The sequence below is a fragment of the Oricola indica genome, assembly GCF_965227485.1.
GTDB lineage: Bacteria > Pseudomonadota > Alphaproteobacteria > Rhizobiales > Rhizobiaceae > Oricola > Oricola indica.
This window is the reverse complement of record NZ_OZ245747.1, coordinates 3012014-3033722: the sequence shown is the minus strand read 5'-3', so window position 1 is coordinate 3033722 and position 21709 is coordinate 3012014. Positions and strand designations below refer to the sequence as shown.

Below are 21709 nucleotides of genomic sequence, written 5' to 3'. Positions count from 1 at the left end.
GCGTGCCACTGAGTGGCACGCTCTTCAAGGTTTGATTGTGCCGGGAAGCGTTTTCCGCATGATCGGATGTGAAGCGCGTCTGGGAGGAGCCATCGTGCGCAAACTGAAAACGCGGATTGCGGAGGTTCTGGCCGCCGCGCTGGCGGCATTCGCGGTCTATATCGCCGGGTTCGGGATTTTCGACACGATCATTGTCTTCGGCGGCGTTGCACTGGCCGGAGTGGTGATCGCCATTCTGCTCCTCGATTCAGGCGAGCGCGAGGTTGTCGATGCGCCTGTCGGAAGCGACCCCGTCAGCACCGCCATTCCGTTCGTCAGCGTGGCGCATTTCATTCTCCTCGCGGTCTTCGCATTCCTCGTCCTGCGCTGGATGGGGATCATGCTGGAGCAGGAAGAGTTCTTCGTCGATATCTCCCGCACCGACCTGATGGCGTCCTGGATCGCCTTTGCGATCATCGGCTATTTGACCTGGCGCCTGTTTGGCATCCCGATGGCGATCGTGTTCTTCGGAATGCTTCTTTACGCCGTCCTTCCCGATGGCCTTGGCGGCGCCGATCTCGACTGGTCCAGCGTCGCCGACCGGCAGTGGTTTACCACCGATGGCGTGTTCGGCAGGCCGCTTCAGGTCGTTGCCACCACGGTCCTGATCTTCATCGTCTATGGAGCGGTGTTGCAGGCGTCGGGCGCGGGCGATGTGCTTCTCAAGATCGCATTCGCCGCCACCGGTCGCTTCGCCGGCGGTCCGGCGCATGCCGCCATTGTCGGCTCCGCGATGTTCGGCACCATGTCGGGCGCAGCCATCGCCAATGTCGTTTCGACCGGCATCTTCACGATTCCGATCATCAAGCGCGCCGGTTTCAAGGCCAAATTCGCGGGCGCGGTCGAGGCTGCTGCGTCGACGGGCGGGCAGATCATGCCGCCGGTCATGGGCGTAGTGGCCTTCATCATGGCCGACGTGACGGGAATTCCCTATCTGAAGATCGTCGTCGCGGCGCTCATTCCCGCGATCCTCTATTATGCGAGCCTGTTTATCGTCGTCCTCATCGAGTCGAGAAAGCAGGGGATCGGCGCGACACCGCCCGAAATACGCGAAACGCTGACACGCCAGGACTGGATCGCGAGTCTCGCCTTCTGGATCCCGCTCGGTGTCATCATCGCGGTCCTGCTGACTGGTCGCACGCCTCAGAATGCCGGCTTCTACGCGCTCTGCGTCGCCTCGGTCCTTTGCCTGATCCTGTTTCCCCGGTTCCGGCATCCGTCCGCCTGGTGGCAGGCGCTCGTCAGCGCGGGCAAGACGGGCGCAAATTTGATGATCATCGTCACCTCGGTCGGCGTCGTGATCGGCATCGTCAACATGAGCGGGATCGGCCTTGAATTCGCCGATGCGATCCGCGCCGCGTCCGGCGGCAGCCTGTTTATCGCGCTGATCCTCGTCATGGCCGGCTGCATCGTCATGGGAATGGGCGTGCCTTCCGTGACGGCCTATCTGATCCTGGCGCTCGTCATGGGACCGGCGCTGGAAGGCCTCGGTATCTCGAAAATCGCCGCACACATGTTCATGCTCTATTTCGGAGTGCTCTCGGTGATCACACCACCGGTCGCGCTTGCCGCCTTTGCCGCCGCGCCGATCGCTGGTGCCAAGCCGATGGAGACAGGCGTCGAGGCGGTTCGCCTGGCAATCGCCGGTTTCATCATTCCGTTCATCTTCGTCTATCACCCGGACATCCTGATCATCGACGGCTTCACTGTCACAGGCCTCGTCTGGTCGCTCGCCTGTTTCATGCTGGCGACCTGGATGATCGGCACGGCTCTCGCAGGATTCGACAAGTCGGGGCTTCCGCTATGGGAAAGCGCCGTTCGACTCGCTGCTGCGGTCGCCGTGCTGACCCCGGACATCCTGTCGAGCCTCGCAGGCGGCACGCTCGCGGTGCTGCTGATCGTCCTGCATTACATCAGATCCCGGAGCGTGGAGGCGCTTCCGGAAACCACAACCCAAGGGAGGAAAACATGAAACATCTGACCCGTGCCGCATTGGCGGGCCTTGCGACGGTCGCCTTGTCGACCGGAGCATTCGCCGCCGAGAAGCTCAAGATGGCGACCATCGATCCGGGCTCTTCGGCCTATCTGGTGATGACCACCATGGCCAATATCGTCAACGACAAGCAGAGCGATTACGAAATCACCGTCGACGCCACCGGCGCGGCGACGAAACACATGGTCGAGGTCGCGTCCGGAAAGATCGATCTCTGCATGGTCTCGCCGACCGTCTATCAGTTCATGAAGAACGGCAAGGCGATGTATTCCAAGCTGGAAAAGGCGCCGGAACTGTCGAAGAATCTCGGCCTGATCTACTGGTTCCCCTATGGCGCCTATCACGTGGTCACCTACGCCGATTCCGGCATGATGTCGCTCAAGGACATCAAGGGGAAAAAGGTCTTCCTCGGGCCTCCGGGCGGCGGCGCATGGAACACGGCCAACGCCTGGATCGAGTCGATGACCGGCTACAAGGCGGGCGAGGACTACGAAAACGTCAAGGCGTCCTGGGGTGCCGCGCTGCAGGCCTTCCAGGACCGCCAGATCGACGTCTACATCAATGGCGGTATCCCGCCTTATCCGCAGATCGAGCAGTTGGCGTTGACGTCGAAACTGCGCATTCTCGGCCCGACCAAGGCCGAGGTGGATGCCGCGACCGACGAAATGCTCGCCCCGTCACGCGGTCCGGGCCGGACGCTCGACGTGATTCCGGCCGGCATTTACGGCGATGGCGTCGTCAACAGCGAAGACGTCTACGAAGTCGGTTCGACGGTCGGCGTGGGCGTGCGCATGGATATGCCCGAAGACACGGTCTACGAGATCACCAAGGTCTTCTGGGAAAACCTGCCGGAAGTGCAGGAAATGACTCCCTTCATGCGCAAGGTCACGCTTGATGGACTGAAGAAGTCCAGCGCCATGCCGCTCCATCCCGGCGCGATCAGATATTACAAGGAAATCGGCCTCGAAATTCCCGACGAAATGCAATGACTTGAAATCGCGGGGCCGGTTCAGCCGGCCCCGTTCACATGAACCAGATTTGAAACCGGCCACATATGTCCCGCAAGATCCGCAACATCCTCTTCATCATGTACGACCAGCTCCGCTTCGACTATCTGAGCTGTGCCGGCCATCCATGGCTGGAAACCCCGCACATGGATGCGCTGGCCGCGCGCGGCGTGCGGTTCTCTCGCTGTTACGTTCAATCGCCCGTCTGCGGCGCTTCGCGGATGAGTTATTACACCGGCCGCTACGTCCACAGCCACGGCGCGGCGTGGAACAACTTTCCGCTCAAGGTGGGCGAACAGACCATCGGCGATCACCTGCGGAAGCTCGGCATGCAATCCTGGCTGATCGGCAAAACCCACATGAAGGTCGACGAGGAGGGGATGGAGCGCCTCGGACTGGCCCGCGACAGCATTGTCGGCGCGCGGGTCTCCGAATGCGGGTTCGACGTGTATCTCCGCGACGACGGTTTGTGGAGCGAAGGACCGGACGGCTTCTACGACTCCCGGCGTTCTCCCTACAACGAGTATCTCAAGACCAGGGGATACCCCGGCGACAATCCCTGGCACGACTTCGCCAATTCCGGTGTCACCGAAGATGGCGAGATGGCGTCGGGCTGGTTCATGAAACACGCCGACAAGCCGGCCAACATCGACAATTCTGATTCCGAGACGCCATGGCTGACGTCGCGCATGATCGATTTCCTCGCCGACCGCGAAGGCGAAGACGCTCCGTGGCTCTGTCACCTGTCCTACATCAAGCCGCATTGGCCCTACATCGTGCCGGCGCCATATCACGAGATGTATGGCCGCAATCAGATCTTGCCCGCGAGGAAGCATCCTGGCGAACGCGACGATCCGCACCCGGTCTATGGCGCGTTTCAGGCCAACGCGATTGGACAGGCGTTCTCGCGTGATGAGGTCCGCGAAAAGGTGATCCCCGCCTATATGGGCCTGATCAAGCAATGCGATGACGAACTCGGCCGCCTGATGGCGCATCTGCAAGAAACCGGGCGTCTCGACGACACCATGATCGTTCTCACCTCCGACCATGGCGATTATCTCGGCGATCACTGGCTGGGCGAGAAGGATTTGTTCCACGAACAGTCGGTCAAGGTTCCGCTGATCGTCTACGATCCGTCGCCGGAAGCCGATGCGACACGCGGTACAGTGTGTGACGAACTGATCGAAAGCATCGATCTCGCCGCGACATTCATCGAGGCCGCCGGCGGCAAGGTGCCAGCTCATGTGGTCGAGGGTCGTTCGCTGCGGCCATTCCTGCATGGCGAAGCGCCCGAAAATTGGCGCGATTTCGCGGTCAGCGAGTATGATTACTCGGCAACGCCGATGGCGGTGAAACTGGGCATGGAGCCGCGCGACGCACGTCTCTTCATGATTACCGACAAGCGCTGGAAGCTGATGCATGCCGAGGGCGGCCTGCGGCCGATGCTGTTCGATCTCGAAAACGATCCCGAGGAATATCTCGATCTCGGCGACAGCCCCGACCATGCCGAAATCATCGACATGATGTATGAGCGGTTGGCGCGCTGGGCGCGCCGCATGGCGCAGCGCACCGCGATCTCGGACGATACGATCAACGCGATGCGCGGCCGCTCGCGGCGCAAGGGCGTGCTGCTCGGTCTCTATGATGGCGACGAGGTCGATCCGGAACTGACCGTCAAATATCGCGGTCCCGCGGCATAGGCGGCGTCACAATCCCTCGAATTCGATCACCAAGGCAGCGTGATCGCTGGCATGCGGGCGGTGGTAGCCAACGCCCTCAAGTCTCTCTCCGTCAAAGCGCGCTGTGTCATGACCGAGCCCCCTGCGCAGAAAGCGCGGCTTTGTGTCGGGGAAGTCCGAAGCCAGCGCCGGAGAGGCAAGCATCGCGTCCGGTCGCGAATAGAGATCGGCCTCCTCGAGATGGTACGACCATTGCCGGGCTTCCGGCATGCGCGCGACAAGATCGACGGAAAACCCGCCGAGCAGGGGGGCGATGGCGCGTTCGGACCGTTCCTCCCGGCCCGGTTCATTGAGATCGCCGAGGATCAGCCAATAGGCGTCATCACGACCGGCAAAGCGCTTCTCTATCAGCTCCCGGACTGCCAGCGCCTCCAGCCGCCTTGCCCGCCAGGCGACATCGGGATCCGGGTAGGGCGCCTTGAAATGGCAAATGTAGAGCGTGACGGGCCCGACATCGGCACTCAGGCAGTCCCGACGGAACACCGGCTCGTCAGGATTGCGTCCCGACGGATTGTCGAGGCCAAGCAGGGACGGCGTCAACGTCGCGTGGCTTTCAACCGCCTTTGGGGCGATCCGCGACATGAGCGCGACATCGAAACCGCGCCCGTCATTGCCGGGCAGGCAGTCGCGATGGGGGTAGGGTGCGGCGCCGGCCGGCAGGAGATAACGGTCGTGAAAGTAATCGAGCGTCTCGCGATCGAAAACCTCCTGCAGCCCGACAACATCGGCATCGGCCTCGGCCAGGATTTCCGCCGTGAGGCGGCGGTCGATCATGTCGACCGCCCGCGCGGCCGGGCCTTCGGTTGCGGGTTCGTCCATGTCGCGCGCGCCCGTCAGATGGACGCCGTCATCCGTGCGGCGAAGGCGCATGTTCTGAACGTTGAAAGTCGCGATACGCATGAATCGGAAGCAATCTGATGAACCGGTACCGAAGCACCGTAAATCGGTCGAGCTCGGCTGGCCATATCGCGTTCGGCGCGCATTCCAATAAGCTTGCGCGATCCATGGATCGCTAAAAGTCGACGAAGAGCGGCACACCGGGCTTTACGATAACCGGCAGAGCCTGTTCGTCCGAATTCATATGTCGGCCAATACGTGCTAGCCTATGGCGATGAAACTTATGCTTGCAGTAATTGCGATTGCGATATTGCTCGTCTGGGACTTCACCCAGAATGGCGGAGCCATGACTGAATCCGCCGTGCGCAGCCTGATCTCCTTTTCCAGATCTCTCGGTCTCTGATCTTTCATAGCCGCAATATCGTGGGGTAAACCGCGCTTTCGGTCGACGGAGCGTGAAGGACCGCGAAGTTGGCCGAAAAGTCGACGTCGCGCTCTGGACACGGGCGGACGAGAAACTATTGATATCTAAGGATTGAACGGACGCAGCCCGCCAAGGAGCACGACAAATGGCCGATGAAACCGTCGACGCGAAGGGGCTCAATTGCCCGATGCCGATCCTTCGCGCGAAAAAGGCGCTGAAGGGGATGGCGGCCGGCAACACGCTGGAAGTTCAGGCGACGGATCCCGGTTCGGTGAAGGATTTCGAGGCATTCTGCCGCTCGACCGGCAACGAGTTGCTGGAATCCCGCCAGGACGGCAACACCTATATCTACCTGATCAGAAAAGCGGGCTGACAGGGCCCGAACAGACGTCGTCAGGCACAGAATTCGTCATAGAGCGCGCGTATGATTCTGCGCGTTCTCTCATCCGCCAGCGTGTAGACCATCGAGCGGCCTTCGCGGCGGCAATCGACCAGACCGTCCTCACGCAAACGCGCCAACTGTTTCGAAACGGCCGCTTGCGGAAGGCCGAGCATCGATTCCAGTTCGCCGACATTGATGCTTCCCTCGGCGAGCCTGCACAAAATGACGAGCCGTGCGGGATGGGCCAGGGATTTCAGAAACTGTGTGGTGACCGTCGCGTTTTCGAGCATCTGGCCCGACAAGGCCTGATCGTCGGCGGCTTTCTCATCGATAGCGGTACCCATTGGTGTCACATGTCCCAAATGGCGTTGGATTTCCCGCATTATCTAGTACGCACGCACACGAGCGCAAGGCATGCGGGTTTGCGGGCGACTTGGAAGCCTTCGCGCAAGAATACGCGATTACCTGTGGTGTCATGAGAGTTTTCGCCACAGCCGGATCCACGGGGAAATCCATTGCATCGGCTTCATCGGCCGTCCTGCGCTGTGCCGTGCTTGTCTCGGCCTCTCTCCTGCTCGCCGCCTGCGTGAGCAAGAAACTCGCCGTTTATCCGGCAGATAGCCCGAAAGCAGCCTCGGCGCCGGTCGAAGCGACGCTGTCGAACATCTGGGGCGAAAGCGGAAAGATCTCGCTGATCCTTCCGGATGGCGAACCCTGCTTCGGCAGATGGTCCACGACAAAGCGCCGGTTTGCCGGCATCGGGTCGAATTCGCTTCTGCAGGCCGGTGGCGAGAGCGTCGAGCGCGATGTCGCGATTGCCGGCGGCGTTTCGAGTTCGCGCAACGGACAGGCATCGCTTCATTGCGATTATGGCACATCCGTGGAAATGGATTTCGTGACCCGCAGGGGAACATCGAACGGCTCCGGGATCGCTCGCGATTCCAAAGGGAACCACTACCTGATCATCCTCTGACGAGACACCGCGACGGCAGGAGGCAGGGCGAGAATGGCGAAATACGAGCTGACCGCCGAGACCGTTTCCCATCTTGGCCACACGCTTCGCCGGATCCGTGCGACCACTGATTTCGGAAAGGTGAAGAAAGGCGATCAAGGCGGCTTCGTACAGGCGGAAAACAATCTCTCGCAGGACGGCGAGGCATGGATCGCCGACGAGGCGAAAGTGTTCATGAATGCCGTCGTCTCCGAGAATGCATTGATATCGGATGCGGCGACCGTCTACGGTAGCGCCCGCGTTCACGGCGCCGCGCGCATTTGCGGCAATACCCGTATCGGCGAAGAGGCCGAAATCTATCGCAACGCGCGAATTTGCGATCACGCCGAGGTTGGCGGTAATGCCAAGGTGTATGGCGACGTGGTGATCTCGCAAAACGCGCGGATTTCCGGAAAGGCCAAGGTCACGGAGAAGGCGCGCGTGTCGGGCGATGCGCAACTTTATCACCACGCCTGGGCGCATGGCAGCGCGCTGGTCCGGGGACATGCCCGTATCCATGATTACGCCCATATCTCGCAAAACGCGCAGGTGTCGGGCAGTGCCGAAATCTACGGCAACGCCGCGATCTACGGAAACGCCCGCGTTCTCGGGACGGCAAAGATTTTCGGTCATGCGGCGATCTTCGGCGATGCGCGAGTCTCAAGGCCAATCCCGATGACCGTGCGAAGCGATGGCGAAACCTTCTCGCTGGTCGCCACCCCCGAGGGTCCGCGCGTGATCGGCGATTACGAATATCTCGATTTCGGCCAATCGCGCGAATACTGGACCGAGAACGCCGACGGAGAAACACTGCGCGCCGAAACCCTGGCCATCATCGACCATTTCGAACGGATCGCGCCAATTCTCGGCATCGACAAACCCGTGGCACCCGAATTGGGCGCTGATTGACGCGAGGCGCTGAGCGGGAAGCCCGAAGGGGGCATCTCCTTTCTGATGGCCATTGCGGGTGCGTTCTACCTTTGGGCCGCACTTTATCATCGCATCCGGTTTCGGCTGATCGAATCGCGATGTTATTCGACCCAGAAATAGTATTTTTCAGATAAATTGTTGGTGAGCGCGCAGGGGTTCGAACCCTGGACCTACTGATTAAAAGTTTGAAAGTCTAACGATTCTCAAGGTTGCCCTTGTTTCCGAAAAGTGAAATTGAATCATAATAAAACAATGGGATAGGGGCATTTCGGTTCCCCGTGATTCTTGTTGGTTCCGCTCTGTTCGCTTACTATCTGCTTGCTAGATCAATTCCAGTAAGCAAAGCGGTGTGAAATGGCAAAGCTGACCAAGCGCACGGTATCCGAGGCTTCGGCCGACGAAAAAGATATCTTCTTATGGGACGATGACCTTCCGGGCTACGGGCTCAAGGTAACGCCGAAAGGCCGCAAGGTCTTCGTCCTGCAATATCGGATCGGCGGTAGGTCGCGGCGAATGACGCTCGGCCGTTTCGGGAATATCACTGCGGAGCAGGCGAGAACGGATGCGCAATCTGCGCTGCGTCGCATTGCGCGCGGCGAAGATCCCATGTTTGAGAAGGACCAGAAGCGGGAAGAACAGCGAGTTGGCGAGCTTCTGGAGCGGTTTCTTTCGAGCCACGCCGACGCAAAGCTAAAAGAACGCTCGCGGATGGAATATCGGCGCCTGTTGGACAAGCTTTTTCCCAAGCGCTTTCGACAAATGCCTATTACAGAGATAACTCGTCGCGATGTCGCCGCGCTTCATCATTCTTTGGCGAAGACGCCGTACCAAGCGAACAGGCTGCTTGCCGTGCTGCGGAAGTTTTTCAACTGGTGCGAAAAGAATGGATACAGACCAGACCACACAAATCCGGCACATCATATCGAAAAGTTTAAGGAGAATCGGCGCGAACGTTTCCTTTCCGAAGCAGAGCTGGCGCGGCTCGGAGCTGTTCTTGGTGAACTCGAGGCCGAAGACGCGCATAGCCCGTTTATTATCGGCGCAGTCCGGCTGCTGGTTCTGACCGGCGCGCGGCTGAACGAAATACTTTCGTTGCGCTGGCAGTGGGTGGATTTCAAGGATGCGTGTCTAAGGCTGCCGGACTCGAAAACCGGCGCGAAGACTATCTATTTGAATGCGCCGGCCCTCGATGTTCTATCGCGGTTGCCGCATCTCGAAGACAATCCGCATGTCATCTGCGGCCAGAAGCAGGGGGGGCGGCTGGTCAATTTGCAGAAGCCCTGGACCGCAATCCGGTCCAAGGCGGGACTCAATGATGTTCGCCTCCATGACCTACGGCATTCGTTTGCATCTGTTGCTGTCGCGAGCGGGATGTCACTACCATTGATCGGCGCGCTTCTTGGCCACTCGCAGCCACAGACGACGGCTAGATATGCCCATTTGAGTGATGATCCGATACGGAAGGCATCTACAGCGATTGGTGAACGAATGCGCGTGATTAGCAGCCATCGCAAAGCCTCAGGGGAAACCTAGCAGACGCACTATTCCCGATTGTCCGCTTTGCGATGCGGTTCGGCCATCCTGTGCACCAATGAAATGCGGCCGTTATGTTCCATATCCGGTCGTTTCCGCAAATTAAAGTTTCGATAAGCACAGCTGTTTGGCGAAACCATCGATCCAAATAGCCTCCTGGCTTGAAAAGAGAGCGGCTACCGTATCGAAAGAGCGCTCTTTGAGTCGGATCTGTGAAACCGAAACTGGCTTGCATACGCTGCAATCGGACATGTCCATCAAGCGAGACGCTCCCGAATAGCCTCGGGGCTACGACCCACGATTTCACGATAGAGTCCCGGGTCCGTCGCTCCTTCGGTACCGAAGACGAGGACGCGAGAACCAATATCAAGTTGCAGCGTGACGCGTGCCTCCGGATCGGCCGCTGCCGCGACCAATGCCATCAAACCTGCGACCGCGGATTCCCCGGCAACAAGCGGTGCATCGCCATGACGGCCTTCCGCCAGCATGCGCATACCATCGACCGCCGCGTCGTCGGAAAGCCCGACGACGGCATCGGCGCAATGCCGCAGGATTTCCCAGGCCAGGGCCGAAATCTCGCCGCAGGCAAGCCCGGCCATGAGCGTGTCGAGATCTCCCTTGACAGCCGTGGGTTGTCCGGCCCGGATGGATTCCAGCCAACAGGCCGATTGCAGCGGGTCGACCAACACGATCATCGGACGATCGGCGCCGTATCGCCGCCAGTATTGCGCGGCGACTGCCGCCGCCAGGCCTCCGACGCCCGTTTGCAGGAAGATATGGGTCGGCGGCCCCGCCTCCGGCCATTGCCCGATCGCCTCGGCGGCCATCAATTCGTAGCCCTGCATCACGTCCTTGGGGATGTCCGTATACCCTTCGTAGGACGTGTCGGAGACAACGATCCAGCCCTCGCGGTCCGCCGTCACCTGGGCCTCGTGCACGCTGTCGTCATAGTTTCCGGCGCTGCGGACAATGCGCGCGCCATAGCGCTCGATCTCGCGTTTGCGGCCTTCGCTGACCGTCGCATGGATGAAGATCACGCAGTTGCAGCCGAAAGTCTGCGCGCCCCAGGCAACCGAACGCCCGTGATTTCCGTCGGTGGCGCAGGTCACGGTGAGTGTGCGGGCATGGGCGGTAAAGGCCTCACGATCGTCCGGGGAGATCCCCTTCTCCGCAGCCGTGTCGCACAGGACCCGCCAGACCGCATAGGCTCCGCCGAGCGCCTTGAAACTGCCGAGGCCGAAGCGCGACGCCTCGTCCTTGTAGTAGAGCGCGCCGATACCGGATACCGCCGCGATGCCGCCAAGCGACGCCAACGGCGTCGGTGCATATCCGGGCCACGCGGTGATGGTGGCTTTCGCGCGGGCGAATCCGGCATCGTTGAGGATGGCGTCCTGCGCGGCGGTCCACGGCGCTTCGCGCCGAGCCAGCGGGTTTGTCAGCAGTATCAATTCGGATGTGTTCGACAAGATGTGCTCCATCGGACGAGACGCCATTCATGCTCTCAGCGCCGGGTTCCAGCCGTCCAGCCCTTTTCGCGGATTTCATCGGTGTGTTCGCCGCATTTGGGCGAAGGACGGTCGGAAACGGGCGCGGGCGCGCCTGCAAATGAGATCGGCGTGCGCAGGCCCGGGACGCCGCCCGGCGCGATCTGCATGCCGCGATGGACGATCTGCGGGTCGGCGAGCACGTCCTCCACCGTGTTGATCGGCCCCGCGGGGACAACGGCTTTCTCCAGCGCGGCCAGGAGATCGTCGCGGGTCCATGCCTTCGTCTTCTCCGCCAGCAAGTCCGTCAGCGCGTCGCGGTTTTCCACGCGCGCCGCATTGGTGGCGAAGCGCCGGTCGGCCGCCGCGCCGTCGACGCCGAGCACGGCGCAAAGGCGGGCGAACTGGCCGTCATTGCCGACCGCGATGATGGCAAAGCCGTCGGCGGTCCCGAAGGTCTGGTAGGGCGCGATGTTGGGATGGGCGTTGCCGAGCCGGTGCGGCGCCACGCCGGAGGCGAGATAGTTCATCGCCTGGTTGGCGAGCACGCCGGTCATGCAGTCGAGCAGCGCCATGTCGATGTGGCTTCCCTGCCCTGTCCTCTCGCGCCCGGCGAGCGCGGCCTGGATGGCGATGACGCCGTAGAGCCCTGTGAAGATGTCGGCGAAGGCGACGCCGATCTTCTGCGGTTCTCCCGCCGCGTCGCCGGTCAGGTCCATGATTCCGCTCATGCCCTGGATCAGGAAGTCGTAGCCGGCCCGAGACGCATAGGGTCCATCCTGGCCGAAACCGGTGACCGAGCAGTAGACGAGGCGCGGGTTGGCCGCCGACAGAGTGCCGTAGTCGAGGCCGAATTTCTCGAGCCCGCCGACCTTGAAGTTCTCGATGACCACATCGGCCCCGGCCGCCAGCCCACGCACGAAGTCGAGGTCGTCGTCATCGCGGAAATCGGCCGTCACCGAACGCTTGCCGCGGTTGCAGGCGTGGAAATAGGCGGCGGCCTTCTCGCCATCGCACTCGATGAAGGGCGGGCCCCACTGGCGCGTGTCGTCGCCCTCCGGGCTTTCGACCTTGATCACGTCGGCGCCGAGATCGGCGAGCGTCTGGCCGATCCACGGACCGGCCAGGATGCGCGCCAACTCGATGACGCGCAGGCCATTCAGCGGCGCGTCGCCCATCAGAAGAACGCCTGCAGCCCCGTCTGCGCGCGGCCGAGGATCAGCGCATGCACGTCATGCGTGCCTTCGTAGGTGTTCACCGTCTCGAGGTTCTGCGCATGGCGCATGACGTGGTATTCTTCTTGGATGCCGTTGCCGCCATGCATGTCGCGCGCCATGCGCGCGATGTCCAGCGCCTTGCCGCAATTGTTGCGCTTGACGAGGCTGATCATCTCGGGCGCGGCCTTGCCGGCATCGAGCAGGCGGCCGACGCGCAGCGCCCCCTGCAGACCGAGCGCGATCTCGGTCTGCATGTCGGCGAGCTTCTTCTGGAAAAGCTGCGTTTGCGCCAGCGGACGGCCGAACTGCTTGCGGTCGAGACCATAGGCGCGGCCGCGATGCCAGCAATCCTCCGCCGCACCCAGCGCGCCCCAGGAGATGCCGTAGCGCGCCCGGTTGAGGCAGCCGAAGGGGCCTTTCAGGCCGGAAACGTCGGGCAGCAGGTGTTTCTCGCCGACCTCGACATTGTCCATGACGATCTCGCCGGTGATCGATGCGCGCAGGGAAAGCTTGCCGCCGATCTTCGGCGCGGTAAGCCCCTTCATGCCCTTTTCGAGCACGAAGCCGCGGATCGCGCCGTCATGCGCCTCCGATTTCGCCCAGACGACGAAAATGTCCGCGATCGGTGCATTGGAGATCCACATCTTGGAGCCCTTCAGCACGTAACCGCCATCGGCCCTGACGGCGCGGGTGCGCATGGAGCCCGGATCGGACCCGGCGTCGGGTTCGGTCAGGCCGAAACAGCCGACCCATTCGCCGCTCGCCAGCTTCGGCAGGTATGTCTTGCGCTGGTCCTCGGAGCCGTAGGCGTAAATCGGATACATGACGAGCGAGGACTGCACGGAATTCATCGACCGGTAGCCACTGTCGACCCGCTCGACCTCGCGCGCGACCAGACCGTAGGCGACGTAGGAAGCGTTGGCGCATCCGTAGTCCTCCGGCAGCGTGATGCCGAGCAGACCCAGTTCGCCCATCTCGTCGAAAATGGCGCGGTCGGTTTTTTCTTCACGGTAGGCGTCGAGAACGCGCGGCTGCAGCTTTTCCTGCGCATAGGCGCGCGCCGTCTCCATGATCATCCGCTCGTCTTCGGAGAGTTGCTCGTCGAGCAGGAACGGATCGTCCCAGGCGAAGACACCGCCGCCCGAGGGCGACGACGCGGCGTGGGCGGCTGGAGCGCCAGTGCTGTCAAGCATCGACAGTCACCTCGACATCGAGAAGCGGAGCATATTGCTGCGCACCGAAAATGTCCGGATCGCCGGGGCTCCCGCTCGGCCGCTCGCGCAGGATGGTGAACTTGATCGCGTTGGCCGGATCGTATTCGACGAAATCGGTGATCCGGTTGCCAGAGATCTTGTAAAGCGCCGCCATCTTCTCGCGCGTCAGCGCCTTCGAGCGCTTCACCATCTCGTAGACATCGCGCTCCCGGAAGATGATGTCGAAGGTGATCTTGTCGGTGCCGGCGTTCTTCGAGCGGATCGTCTTGGCGAGTTCGGAGAGTTTTTTCGTGGCCATCATGCGTTCTCCGTGACCGGGGCGCCGACGACGTCGCTGTGCGTTGGGAAGAGTTCGAGCGGATCGTCGACCGCCATCGTGTGGTTCAGCGTCCAGCGATAGCCGGGGCTTGCCGGCATCACCTCGTCGAAGACGAAGGAAACGCCGCCGGCGGTGCCTTTCACCTCGGGCAGGCGGGCATAGAAGAGTTGCCGCGTGCCGGTGATGGTGAGTTCCTCGGCCATCTCGCGGGTGGGCGCGACGCCCTGGACGACGATCAGCACCTCGTGCGCCGGCTTGTCCTTCAGCGGCTCCATCTCGCCCATGATGCCGTTGCGGCCGAAGACGTTGTAGTGCAGTTCCCAGCCGGTTTCGCCGAAGCGCTCGATCACCTGTTCGCGCGCCCATTCGATCACCTCGTCGACATGGGCGATGGTGTAGGGATCGCGAATGCCGGCCATCCCGACGAAGCGCTCGCCGAGCTTGCCGGACCCTTCCAGCTTGACGCGGAAATCCTCGGCGGGAACGAATTTCATGCCGGTGACGCGGGTGGTCTTCTCGGCGACCTGTTCGTAGTGGCAGTCGGTCATGTCGAGCAAACCGCCGGCGACATATTCATGGAACGGGTTGGAACGCTCATACATGGCGTGGCCCGCCACCGAGGCGATAGTGCAGCGCTGCGCCGGGTTCATTGCAGTCACCTCGACGAAATCCTCGGTAATCTCGCCCATCACGGTTTCCTTGGCACCATAGGGTTCGGCGCAGAAGGAGGCGCATTCGAGAACCTTGCCGAGATAGTAGGCCTCGGCTTCCGGATAGCCCTCGTGCAAAGCGGCCGACGCGAAGACGGCGCTATCGGAGGAGCGCCCGCCGATGATCACGTCGCAGCCTTCCTCGAGGAGCTTGCGAAACGGATGCACGCCGGCCATGGCGACGACGCGCTCCGTGGCGTCGAGTTCCGCCTCGTCGAGTTCCGGACGGCCGTCGAGGCCGAGAATCGGAGAACCGGATCGCATCTTCGACAGGATCGTCTTCTTGTCGACCTCGGAATAGAACCAGCCGATCCTGAAGGGCGGCAGGTCGTGTTTCCTGGCCAGGTCGCGGATGATCTGGACATACATGTCGACGCGGCTGTTGGAGCCGGTATCGCCGGCCGAACCGATGATCATCGGCTTGCCGGTGCGGCGCGAAGCCAACAGCATGACTTCGAGATCGCGTTCCTGCCATGCCCGCGGGCTGGCGCAGGTGTTGCTGCCAAGCGGCACCGGACCGATGTCGTCGCTGCCCGAGTCGGCGGCGATGTAATCCGGTCCGGCATCGACGCCAATCCGGAAGCTTTCGGTCTTCAGGGGCGCGAAGCCAAGATGCCCGTTCGGGCAAATGACTTTGAGCGATTTCATGTGTTTCTCCGATCTGTCAAAGGTTGTGCCCCTTTGATGCATGGCGCATGCCAATATTATCGATCAGCCCAACCTTCTGAATTCACTGGGTAAATTATGACCAGCCCTTTTCCCGCACAAGGCGACGCGTCGTCTGCGCGCCGCCGTGCGCGCAATTCACGCACTGATCATGCCGAGCTTGATCATCTGGTGACGAAGCGCGTGCCGGCTGATCTTCAGGAGGGCGGCGGTATCCTTGAGATTGTTGCGAGACGCTGCCAGGGCGTTCTCGATCAGTTCCTTCTGATAGGCCTCGGTGGCGGCGTGGAATCCGAGTTGCAGCGCGCCGTCCGATCCTTCGTCAGTTGGCGCCGGCGGCACGGTGGTGCTGCCGGCGCGCACGGTGCGGATAATGCGGTCTGGCAGATGGCGCGGCAGGATGACGTCGTCATCCTCGAGGATGAATATCCGCTCCAGCAGGTTCTCCAGTTCGCGCACATTGCCAGGCCACGGGTACTTCAGGAAGATTTCCGCCACCTCGTCGGACAGGCCCATTATTTTCCGGCCGTAGCGGGCGTTGTACTTGGCGACGAAATAGTCCGACAGGGTCAGCACGTCGCGGCCGCGATCCTTCAGCGCCGGAATGTTGATGGCGACGACCTGCAGCCGGTAATAGAGGTCCTCGCGGAAATTGCCGGCCAGCACCTCCGACAGCAGCACCTTGTTGGTCGCCGCGACGACGCGGACATCGACCGAGGTCGTCTTGACCGCGCCGACGCGCCGGAACTCGTGCGTGTCGAGGAGGCTCAGGAGCTTGGCCTGCAGCATCGGCTCCATCTCGCGGATCTCGTCGAGAAAGATCGTGCCGTGATTGGCCGCCTCCACCAGGCCGGTCTTGCGGTCGGTCGCGCCGGTGAACGCGCCCTTCTCGTGTCCGAACAGCTCCGATTCCAGCAGGCTGGACGGAATGGCGGCGCAGTTGATGTCGACGAACTGCTTGGAGGCGCGCTGCGACAGCCGGTGCAGCATGCGCGCGACCATGCCCTTGCCGGTGCCGGTCGGCCCGTAGACCAGCACGGTCTGCGCCGGACTTCTGGCGACACGCTCGATCAGGGCGCGCAACGCGATCATGCTGGGGTGGTCCCCGATGAGGTCGTTCTGGTAGCCCGCCATGCCTTGTCCCGGACGGCTTTCGGCATCGGACGAACGGGCGGAACTCACAGGGCGTAACGCTTCCAGTTGCCGAGGCACGGATTGCCTTCGTGGAAATATAGACACCGATCGCGCCAGGAATAAACCGCCGACGAAATCGTCTGCGCGCCGCCGTCGCGCGCATGCTGGCAGACCGGCGCGGATTGCGGCCCATCCTCCTCGTGGCGGGCCATCACTTGCATCAGGTCGGCCACCGTCCAGGCGATGCGCGGCAGAACATGGTCGAGATAGTCGAGCCGCCTGCGCGAATTGGCGGCGATCCGGTCGTCGCCGGGATCGAGCGTTTCGGCGGCCAGTTCGCTGGTGACATAGTGGTTGGTGCGCCGCGCGATGCCGCCGCGCTCGACCGCGACCGCATGCGCGCCGAGTTCGATCGCCGCCGCCGCACCGGTGCGGTCGGCAAGCACCAGCGTGCCGCCGCCCGCATGGGGCACCTTGCGGACGAAGGCGATGGCCTCGTCGACGGTGGCGCAGGTGGCGAGTATCCGGTTCATCAGGAAATAGCGCAGCCAGCCGACCCGATGCGCGCGCACCCCGACCTGGGTATCGGCAAGTAGCAGGCCGGCCGCGTTCATTCCGCTGGAATAGGCACATGGGCTGCCGAGGCTGCCGATCGCGATCATCGTGCCGGTCGAGATATCTGGGCCGGTGTGCCGGAACACCTTCTGGACGCCCAGATGCAAGCCGGAATAGTCGCGGTTCTTGGCGACCAGCGGGCCATCCTCGGTATTGCCCGCGGCAAGCGCGCTGCAACCGTCGACATCGCGCGACGCGCCCTTGGCGAGATCGCCCAGCGTGCCGAGATGCAGATGCGTGAAGAGGTCGTCGAACGCGATGCCGAATCCGTCGGCTATGCCGGCAAGCTCAGCCATTGAATGGGGATCGTTTTCCTCGGCGTAGGCTTTCTGCGCAATCAGATAGGCCTGTTCCTCCACGCCGATCAGCCCGTCGGCGCGGGCGCGCTCGACGCGGCCTACCGTCGCCGCAAGGATCTGGTCGCGGCTGACGCCCTTTTCGGCCGCCTGTTTCGCGCCGCGCAGCCAGGCATCGCCGTGCATGAAGAGGGAGCTGCCTTCTCCAACGCCGAGCACGCTCATGTCATGCCTGCTCCAGCACGGTGACGCCTTCATGCGCGCGATGGCAGGCGACCTGGTGACCGGGCTCCAGCATTTCGGTCTTCGGCGCCTCGCTCTTGCAGCGGTCGATGGCGAGCGGACAGCGCGTGTGGAACTTGCAGCCGCTTGGCGGATTGAGCGGCGAAGGCAGGTCGCCGGTCAGTCTTACCCGCTGATGCCTGCCGGGTTCGTCGACTTCCGGCACCGCCGACATCAGGCTCTGCGTATAGGGATGGCGCGGCCGCGACAGGACGCTGTCGACCGGTCCCATCTCGACGATCTCGCCGAGATACATCACCGCCACGCGGTTCGACAGATAGCCGATCACCGAGATGTCGTGCGAGATGAACAAATAGGTCAGGCCCATGTCGCGCTTGAGGTCCATCAGGAGCTGGATGATCTGCGCCTGGATCGACACGTCGAGCGCCGAGACCGGCTCGTCGCAGACGATGAACTCCGGATGGCTCACCAGCGCTCGGGCAATGCCGATGCGCTGACGCTGTCCGCCGGAGAACTGGTGCGGATAGCGGTCGATCTGGTTGGCCTTCAGCCCGACCTTTTCGAGAATCTGCGCGACGATGTCGCGCGCCTCGGCCTTTGTCTTCGCCAGCCCGTGCAGGAAAAGCGGAAGGCCGACGATTTCCGCCACGGTGCGCCGCGGATTGAGCGAGGCATAGGGATCCTGGAAAATGATCTGCATGCGCCGGCGCAGCGCCTTCAGCTCTTCCGCGCCGAGTGCGGTGACGTCGGTTCCGCCGAACCATACTTTCCCGGCGGACGGCTCGTGCAGGCGCAGGATCGCGCGTCCAAGCGTCGACTTTCCGCAGCCGCTCTCGCCGATCAGGCCGAGGATTTCTCCGCGTTCGATTTCCAGCGAGACATTGTTGACGGCCCGCACCGTCAGCGGTTCGGTTCCGGCAATCCGGTCGCCCAGCGTGCGCCGGCCGAGGTAGTTCTTCGACAGGTTCTCGACGCGCAGGAGCGGTGCGGTGTCGTGCGTCATGCCACGGTCTCCCCGGCAAGCTTGATGCAGCGCGCGTGCCGGTTCTCGCCGGCGTCATGCATCGCGATGGGTTGCAGGCAGGCTTCGACGCGTTCGGGGCAGCGCGAATAGAACCGGCATTGCGGCGGTAAGCCGATCAGGTCGGGCACCTGGCCCTCGATCGGCTTGATCGGCTGGCCACGCATGGAAAGCCTCGGGATGGAGCCAAGCAGGCCCTTCGTGTAAGGGTGCTTCGGGTCGCGGATTACCCGATCCGTCGGACCCTCCTCGACCACCTGTCCCGCATACATCACCATGACCCGGTCGCAATGCTCGGCCACGACACCGAGATCGTGCGTAATCAGCACGACGCTCATGCCGAGCTTGGCGCGAATGTCGGTGATCAGTTCGAGCACCTGCGCCTGGATCGTCACGTCGAGCGCCGTGGTCGGCTCGTCGGCGACAAGCAGCTTCGGTCGCGACGCAAGCGCAATGGCGATCATGATGCGCTGGCGCATGCCGCCGGAGAACTCGTGCGGGTATTGCGACAGCCGGTCGGCTGCCGACGGGATGCCGACAAGTCCGAGCATCTCGACCGATTTCTCGCGGATCGCCGTCTTCCGTGCGCCGCGCGCGGCGGGAAGCGTCTCGTCATGGGCGATCAGCATCTCGGCGATTTGTTCGCCGACGGTCAGCGCGGGATTGAGCGCGGTCAATGCGTCCTGCATCGTCATCGCGATGTCGCGGCCGCGGATGGCTCGCATCTGCTTGGGCGTCAGCGCGCGCAGGTCGCGCCCGTCGAAGCGTATCGAGCCGCCGTCTATGCGGCCGGGCGAACGCACCAGCCCCATGACCGAGGAAAAGGTGACGCTCTTGCCGGAGCCGGACTCGCCGACGACGCCGAGGCATTCGCCGCGCCGCACGGTGACGTCGACGCCAGCGACGGCGCATACCGATCCGTCACGCGTGTCGAAGACGGTGCGCAGCCCGGTGACTTCGAGGAGGGTGTCGTTGGCGGCGATCATTCGTGGAACCTCGGATCGAAGGCGTCGCGCAGGCCCTGGCTGGCGACATTGATGGCCAGCACCAGGAGCAGGATGGCGACACCGGGGAAGGTGGAGACCCACCAGGCATCGAGGATGAAGGCGCGCCCGTCGGACACCATCGAGCCCCAGGAGGCGGTCGGAGGTTGCACGCCCAGACCGAGGAAGGAGAGGCTGGCCTCCAGGATGATGACGTGGGCCATCCGGATGGTCGAGACGACGATCACCGGCGACAGGATGTTGGGCAGGATCTCCCTGCCCATGATATGGGCGGGCGAGGCGCCGATGGCGCGGGCGGCCTCGACATATTCCAGTTCGCGCACCGCAAGCGTCTCGCCGCGCACGACGCGGCACGGGATGACCCATTCCTTGTAGGCAAGCGCCAGGATGACGTTGATCAGGCCGGGTCCCATCATCGCCATCAGCCCGATGGCGAAGATCAGGTAAGGAAAGCCGAGCAGGATATCGACGATGCGCGAGATCACGGCATCGACCCAGCCGCGGAAATAACCGGCTGAAAGCCCGGCGACGATGCCGGTGGTCGTCGCGACGAGGATGACTGCGGCGCCGATGAAGATCGAGATGCGCGCGCCGTAGATGATGCGCGAGAGGATGTCGCGGCCGAGCGCGTCGCAGCCGAGCAGGAAGCTCCACTCGCCGCCCGTCTGCCATGCCGGCGGCTGCAGCCGGCGGAACAGGTCGGTCTCGTAGGGATCGTGGGGAGCGATCAGCGGGGCGAAGATCGCCATCACCACGAAGACGAACACGACTCCCGCGCTCGCCATGGCGAGCCTGTTGTCGGCGAAGCTCTTCAGATTGCGCCGCAAGAGCGAATCTTCGGCCTGGCGATTGGCGGGCGGCGCCACGGTGTCGGGATGAACGGCGGTCACAGCTTCACCCTCGGATTGAGCACGGTGTAGAGAATGTCGGCGACGAAGTTCAGCAGCACATAGGTCACCGCGTAAAACAGCACGGCGGCCTGCACGAGCGGATAGTTGCGCAGGAAGATGCTCTCGACGACGAGACGGCCAAGCCCCGGCCAGCCGAACACGGTCTCGACGATCATGTTTCCGCCGAGCAGCGAACCGGTCTCGATCGCCGCCACCGACACGGTCGGGATCAGAGCGTTCTTGAGCGCATGGCGGAACAGGATCTTGTTGCGGCTGAGCCCCTTGGCTTCCGCGAAGGTGATATAATCCTGGCGAAGCACTTCGAGCATCGAGGTGCGGGTGACGCGCATCAGGATCGCCGTCATCGGCAGGCCGAGCGTGATCGCTGGCAGGATGATGTGCGAGAGCGCGTCGAGAAAGGCGTCGAACCGACCACGCAGCAGGCTGTCGATCAGCAACAGGTGGGTGATCGGCTCCACCTCGCTGTCGAAGCCGATCCGTCCGGATACCGGCAATATGTGCAGATGCACCGCGAACAGCATCAAGAGGAGGATGCCGAACCAGAAGCCAGGCAGGGACACCCCGAGCAGCGAGCCGACCGTGGCGATCTTGTCGAAGATGGAGTTCTTCCGGACCGCGGCCAGCACGCCGAGGGGGATGGCGGTGACGAGCGCGATGATCAGCGCCACCAGGCTCAGTTCGATCGTCGCGGGCAGGCGCTCGGCGATCACGTCGATCACCGGACGGCGGTGATAGAAGCTCAGGCCGAAATCGCCTTGCACGGCATTGCCAATGAAGATGAAGAATCGCTGGACGATCGGTTTGTCGAGGCCGAGATCGTGGCGCAACTGCGCTTCGCCCTCTTCGGTGATGTTCTGGTCACCGATCATTATGTCCACCGGGTCGCCCGGGGTGAGCGTCATCATCAGGAAGACGATGACACTCACGCCGAGCAGGACGGGAACGAGATGCATGAACCTCTCGACAAGTTTGCCCAATGACATTTCGGTCTCTCCCGGCG

20 protein-coding genes are annotated in these 21709 nt (G+C 62.6%); 7 read left to right on the top strand and 13 right to left on the bottom strand.

The annotated features are described in order from the left end of the window. Positions 1–94: 94 nt before the first annotated feature. The 3 genes from ACQK2M_RS15185 (at position 95) to ACQK2M_RS15175 (ending at position 4739) form a co-directional block, all read left to right on the top strand. On the top strand, positions 95–2011 hold the full coding sequence (locus tag ACQK2M_RS15185; protein WP_425418477.1) for a TRAP transporter permease: 1917 nt from the start codon (positions 95–97) through the stop codon (positions 2009–2011). Then, positions 2008–3021 (top strand): TAXI family TRAP transporter solute-binding subunit, encoded by a 1014-nt coding sequence (locus tag ACQK2M_RS15180; protein ID WP_425418476.1) that lies wholly within the window; start codon positions 2008–2010, stop codon positions 3019–3021. Before ACQK2M_RS15185 ends, ACQK2M_RS15180 begins: the two co-directional genes overlap by 4 nt. 65 nt (positions 3022–3086) lie before the next feature. Next, positions 3087–4739 carry a sulfatase-like hydrolase/transferase gene (locus ACQK2M_RS15175; protein WP_425418475.1) on the top strand — a complete coding sequence of 551 codons (1653 nt, stop codon included), beginning with the start codon at positions 3087–3089 and terminating at the stop codon, positions 4737–4739. Positions 4740–4745: 6 nt separating this feature from the next. Here the strand turns inward: ACQK2M_RS15175 and ACQK2M_RS15170 are convergent, their stop codons facing one another. Further along, the gene (locus tag ACQK2M_RS15170) at positions 4746–5678 is read right to left on the bottom strand and encodes an endonuclease/exonuclease/phosphatase family protein (RefSeq protein WP_425418474.1); all 933 of its coding nucleotides are present in this window, start codon (positions 5676–5678) and stop codon (positions 4746–4748) included. 506 nt (positions 5679–6184) lie between these two features. Here ACQK2M_RS15170 and ACQK2M_RS15165 point away from each other — a divergent pair. Next, positions 6185–6412 (top strand): sulfurtransferase TusA family protein, encoded by a 228-nt coding sequence (locus tag ACQK2M_RS15165; protein WP_425418473.1) that lies wholly within the window; start codon positions 6185–6187, stop codon positions 6410–6412. A gap of 20 nt (positions 6413–6432) precedes the next feature. Here ACQK2M_RS15165 and ACQK2M_RS15160 read toward each other — a convergent pair whose 3' ends face one another. After that, positions 6433–6765, bottom strand: coding sequence for an ArsR/SmtB family transcription factor (locus ACQK2M_RS15160; RefSeq protein WP_425418472.1), 333 nt, complete (start codon positions 6763–6765; stop codon positions 6433–6435). A gap of 206 nt (positions 6766–6971) precedes the next feature. Here ACQK2M_RS15160 and ACQK2M_RS15155 point away from each other — a divergent pair, with 206 nt between their 5' ends. The 3 genes from ACQK2M_RS15155 (at position 6972) to ACQK2M_RS15145 (ending at position 9875) form a co-directional block, all read left to right on the top strand. Beyond that, positions 6972–7394: a hypothetical protein gene (locus tag ACQK2M_RS15155; RefSeq protein ID WP_425418471.1), complete on the top strand. Its 423-nt coding sequence runs from the start codon at positions 6972–6974 to the stop codon at positions 7392–7394. A gap of 33 nt (positions 7395–7427) precedes the next feature. Further along, positions 7428–8321, top strand: a complete 894-nt coding sequence (locus ACQK2M_RS15150; protein ID WP_425418470.1) for a hypothetical protein — start codon at positions 7428–7430, stop codon at positions 8319–8321. Between the two features lie 375 nt (positions 8322–8696). Beyond that, positions 8697–9875: a tyrosine-type recombinase/integrase gene (locus ACQK2M_RS15145; protein ID WP_425418469.1), complete on the top strand. Its 1179-nt coding sequence runs from the start codon at positions 8697–8699 to the stop codon at positions 9873–9875. A 257-nt stretch (positions 9876–10132) separates the two neighbouring features. On the opposite strand, the gene ACQK2M_RS15140 is transcribed toward ACQK2M_RS15145, so the two are convergent. The 11 genes from ACQK2M_RS15140 to ACQK2M_RS15090 all read right to left on the bottom strand — a co-directional run bounded on the left by ACQK2M_RS15140 (position 10133) and on the right by ACQK2M_RS15090 (position 21692). Continuing rightward, positions 10133–11341 (bottom strand): diaminopropionate ammonia-lyase, encoded by a 1209-nt coding sequence (locus ACQK2M_RS15140; protein ID WP_425418468.1) that lies wholly within the window; start codon positions 11339–11341, stop codon positions 10133–10135. Between the two features lie 35 nt (positions 11342–11376). After that, positions 11377–12537 carry a CaiB/BaiF CoA transferase family protein gene (locus ACQK2M_RS15135; RefSeq protein ID WP_425418467.1) on the bottom strand — a complete coding sequence of 387 codons (1161 nt, stop codon included), beginning with the start codon at positions 12535–12537 and terminating at the stop codon, positions 11377–11379. Then, positions 12537–13769, bottom strand: coding sequence for an acyl-CoA dehydrogenase (locus ACQK2M_RS15130; RefSeq protein WP_425418466.1), 1233 nt, complete (start codon positions 13767–13769; stop codon positions 12537–12539). Before ACQK2M_RS15130 ends, ACQK2M_RS15135 begins: the two co-directional genes overlap by 1 nt. Next, a complete protein-coding gene (locus tag ACQK2M_RS15125; protein WP_425418465.1) occupies positions 13762–14088 on the bottom strand; it encodes a DUF4387 domain-containing protein in 327 nt (108 codons plus the stop codon). Before ACQK2M_RS15125 ends, ACQK2M_RS15130 begins: the two co-directional genes overlap by 8 nt. Then, entirely contained in the window at positions 14088–15467 is a 1380-nt protein-coding gene (locus ACQK2M_RS15120; protein WP_425418464.1) for an acyclic terpene utilization AtuA family protein, read from the bottom strand. The genes ACQK2M_RS15125 and ACQK2M_RS15120 overlap by 1 nt, the downstream gene beginning before the upstream one ends. Positions 15468–15623: 156 nt before the next feature. Next, the gene (locus ACQK2M_RS15115; protein ID WP_425418463.1) at positions 15624–16619 is read right to left on the bottom strand and encodes a sigma-54 interaction domain-containing protein; all 996 of its coding nucleotides are present in this window, start codon (positions 16617–16619) and stop codon (positions 15624–15626) included. Positions 16620–16663: 44 nt separating this feature from the next. Beyond that, on the bottom strand, positions 16664–17755 hold the full coding sequence (locus tag ACQK2M_RS15110) for a C45 family autoproteolytic acyltransferase/hydolase (protein ID WP_425418462.1): 1092 nt from the start codon (positions 17753–17755) through the stop codon (positions 16664–16666). Position 17756: 1 nt separating this feature from the next. Further along, entirely contained in the window at positions 17757–18776 is a 1020-nt protein-coding gene (locus ACQK2M_RS15105) for an ABC transporter ATP-binding protein (protein WP_425418461.1), read from the bottom strand. Beyond that, positions 18773–19780 (bottom strand): ABC transporter ATP-binding protein, encoded by a 1008-nt coding sequence (locus ACQK2M_RS15100; RefSeq protein ID WP_425418460.1) that lies wholly within the window; start codon positions 19778–19780, stop codon positions 18773–18775. The genes ACQK2M_RS15105 and ACQK2M_RS15100 overlap by 4 nt, the downstream gene beginning before the upstream one ends. Further along, positions 19777–20688 (bottom strand): ABC transporter permease, encoded by a 912-nt coding sequence (locus ACQK2M_RS15095; protein WP_425418459.1) that lies wholly within the window; start codon positions 20686–20688, stop codon positions 19777–19779. Before ACQK2M_RS15095 ends, ACQK2M_RS15100 begins: the two co-directional genes overlap by 4 nt. After that, positions 20685–21692, bottom strand: coding sequence for an ABC transporter permease (locus tag ACQK2M_RS15090; protein WP_425418458.1), 1008 nt, complete (start codon positions 21690–21692; stop codon positions 20685–20687). The genes ACQK2M_RS15095 and ACQK2M_RS15090 overlap by 4 nt, the downstream gene beginning before the upstream one ends. Positions 21693–21709: the final 17 nt, after the last annotated feature.

What these genes read in the sequence shown, in the direction of transcription:
- ACQK2M_RS15120 (WP_425418464.1), bottom strand. Translation starts at nt 15,467, where the DNA reads ATGAAATCGCTCAAAGTCATTTGCCCGAACGGGCATCTTGGCTTCGCG.
- ACQK2M_RS15165 (WP_425418473.1), top strand. Translation starts at nt 6,185, where the DNA reads ATGGCCGATGAAACCGTCGACGCGAAGGGGCTCAATTGCCCGATGCCG.
- ACQK2M_RS15110 (WP_425418462.1), bottom strand. Translation starts at nt 17,755, where the DNA reads ATGAGCGTGCTCGGCGTTGGAGAAGGCAGCTCCCTCTTCATGCACGGC.
- ACQK2M_RS15160 (WP_425418472.1), bottom strand. Translation starts at nt 6,765, where the DNA reads ATGGGTACCGCTATCGATGAGAAAGCCGCCGACGATCAGGCCTTGTCG.
- ACQK2M_RS15100 (WP_425418460.1), bottom strand. Translation starts at nt 19,780, where the DNA reads ATGATCGCCGCCAACGACACCCTCCTCGAAGTCACCGGGCTGCGCACC.
- ACQK2M_RS15125 (WP_425418465.1), bottom strand. Translation starts at nt 14,088, where the DNA reads ATGGCCACGAAAAAACTCTCCGAACTCGCCAAGACGATCCGCTCGAAG.
- ACQK2M_RS15180 (WP_425418476.1), top strand. Translation starts at nt 2,008, where the DNA reads ATGAAACATCTGACCCGTGCCGCATTGGCGGGCCTTGCGACGGTCGCC.
- ACQK2M_RS15115 (WP_425418463.1), bottom strand. Translation starts at nt 16,619, where the DNA reads ATGGCGGGCTACCAGAACGACCTCATCGGGGACCACCCCAGCATGATC.
- ACQK2M_RS15170 (WP_425418474.1), bottom strand. Translation starts at nt 5,678, where the DNA reads ATGCGTATCGCGACTTTCAACGTTCAGAACATGCGCCTTCGCCGCACG.
- ACQK2M_RS15105 (WP_425418461.1), bottom strand. Translation starts at nt 18,776, where the DNA reads ATGACGCACGACACCGCACCGCTCCTGCGCGTCGAGAACCTGTCGAAG.
- ACQK2M_RS15135 (WP_425418467.1), bottom strand. Translation starts at nt 12,537, where the DNA reads ATGGGCGACGCGCCGCTGAATGGCCTGCGCGTCATCGAGTTGGCGCGC.
- ACQK2M_RS15090 (WP_425418458.1), bottom strand. Translation starts at nt 21,692, where the DNA reads ATGTCATTGGGCAAACTTGTCGAGAGGTTCATGCATCTCGTTCCCGTC.
- ACQK2M_RS15130 (WP_425418466.1), bottom strand. Translation starts at nt 13,769, where the DNA reads ATGCTTGACAGCACTGGCGCTCCAGCCGCCCACGCCGCGTCGTCGCCC.
- ACQK2M_RS15150 (WP_425418470.1), top strand. Translation starts at nt 7,428, where the DNA reads ATGGCGAAATACGAGCTGACCGCCGAGACCGTTTCCCATCTTGGCCAC.
- ACQK2M_RS15175 (WP_425418475.1), top strand. Translation starts at nt 3,087, where the DNA reads ATGTCCCGCAAGATCCGCAACATCCTCTTCATCATGTACGACCAGCTC.
- ACQK2M_RS15145 (WP_425418469.1), top strand. Translation starts at nt 8,697, where the DNA reads ATGGCAAAGCTGACCAAGCGCACGGTATCCGAGGCTTCGGCCGACGAA.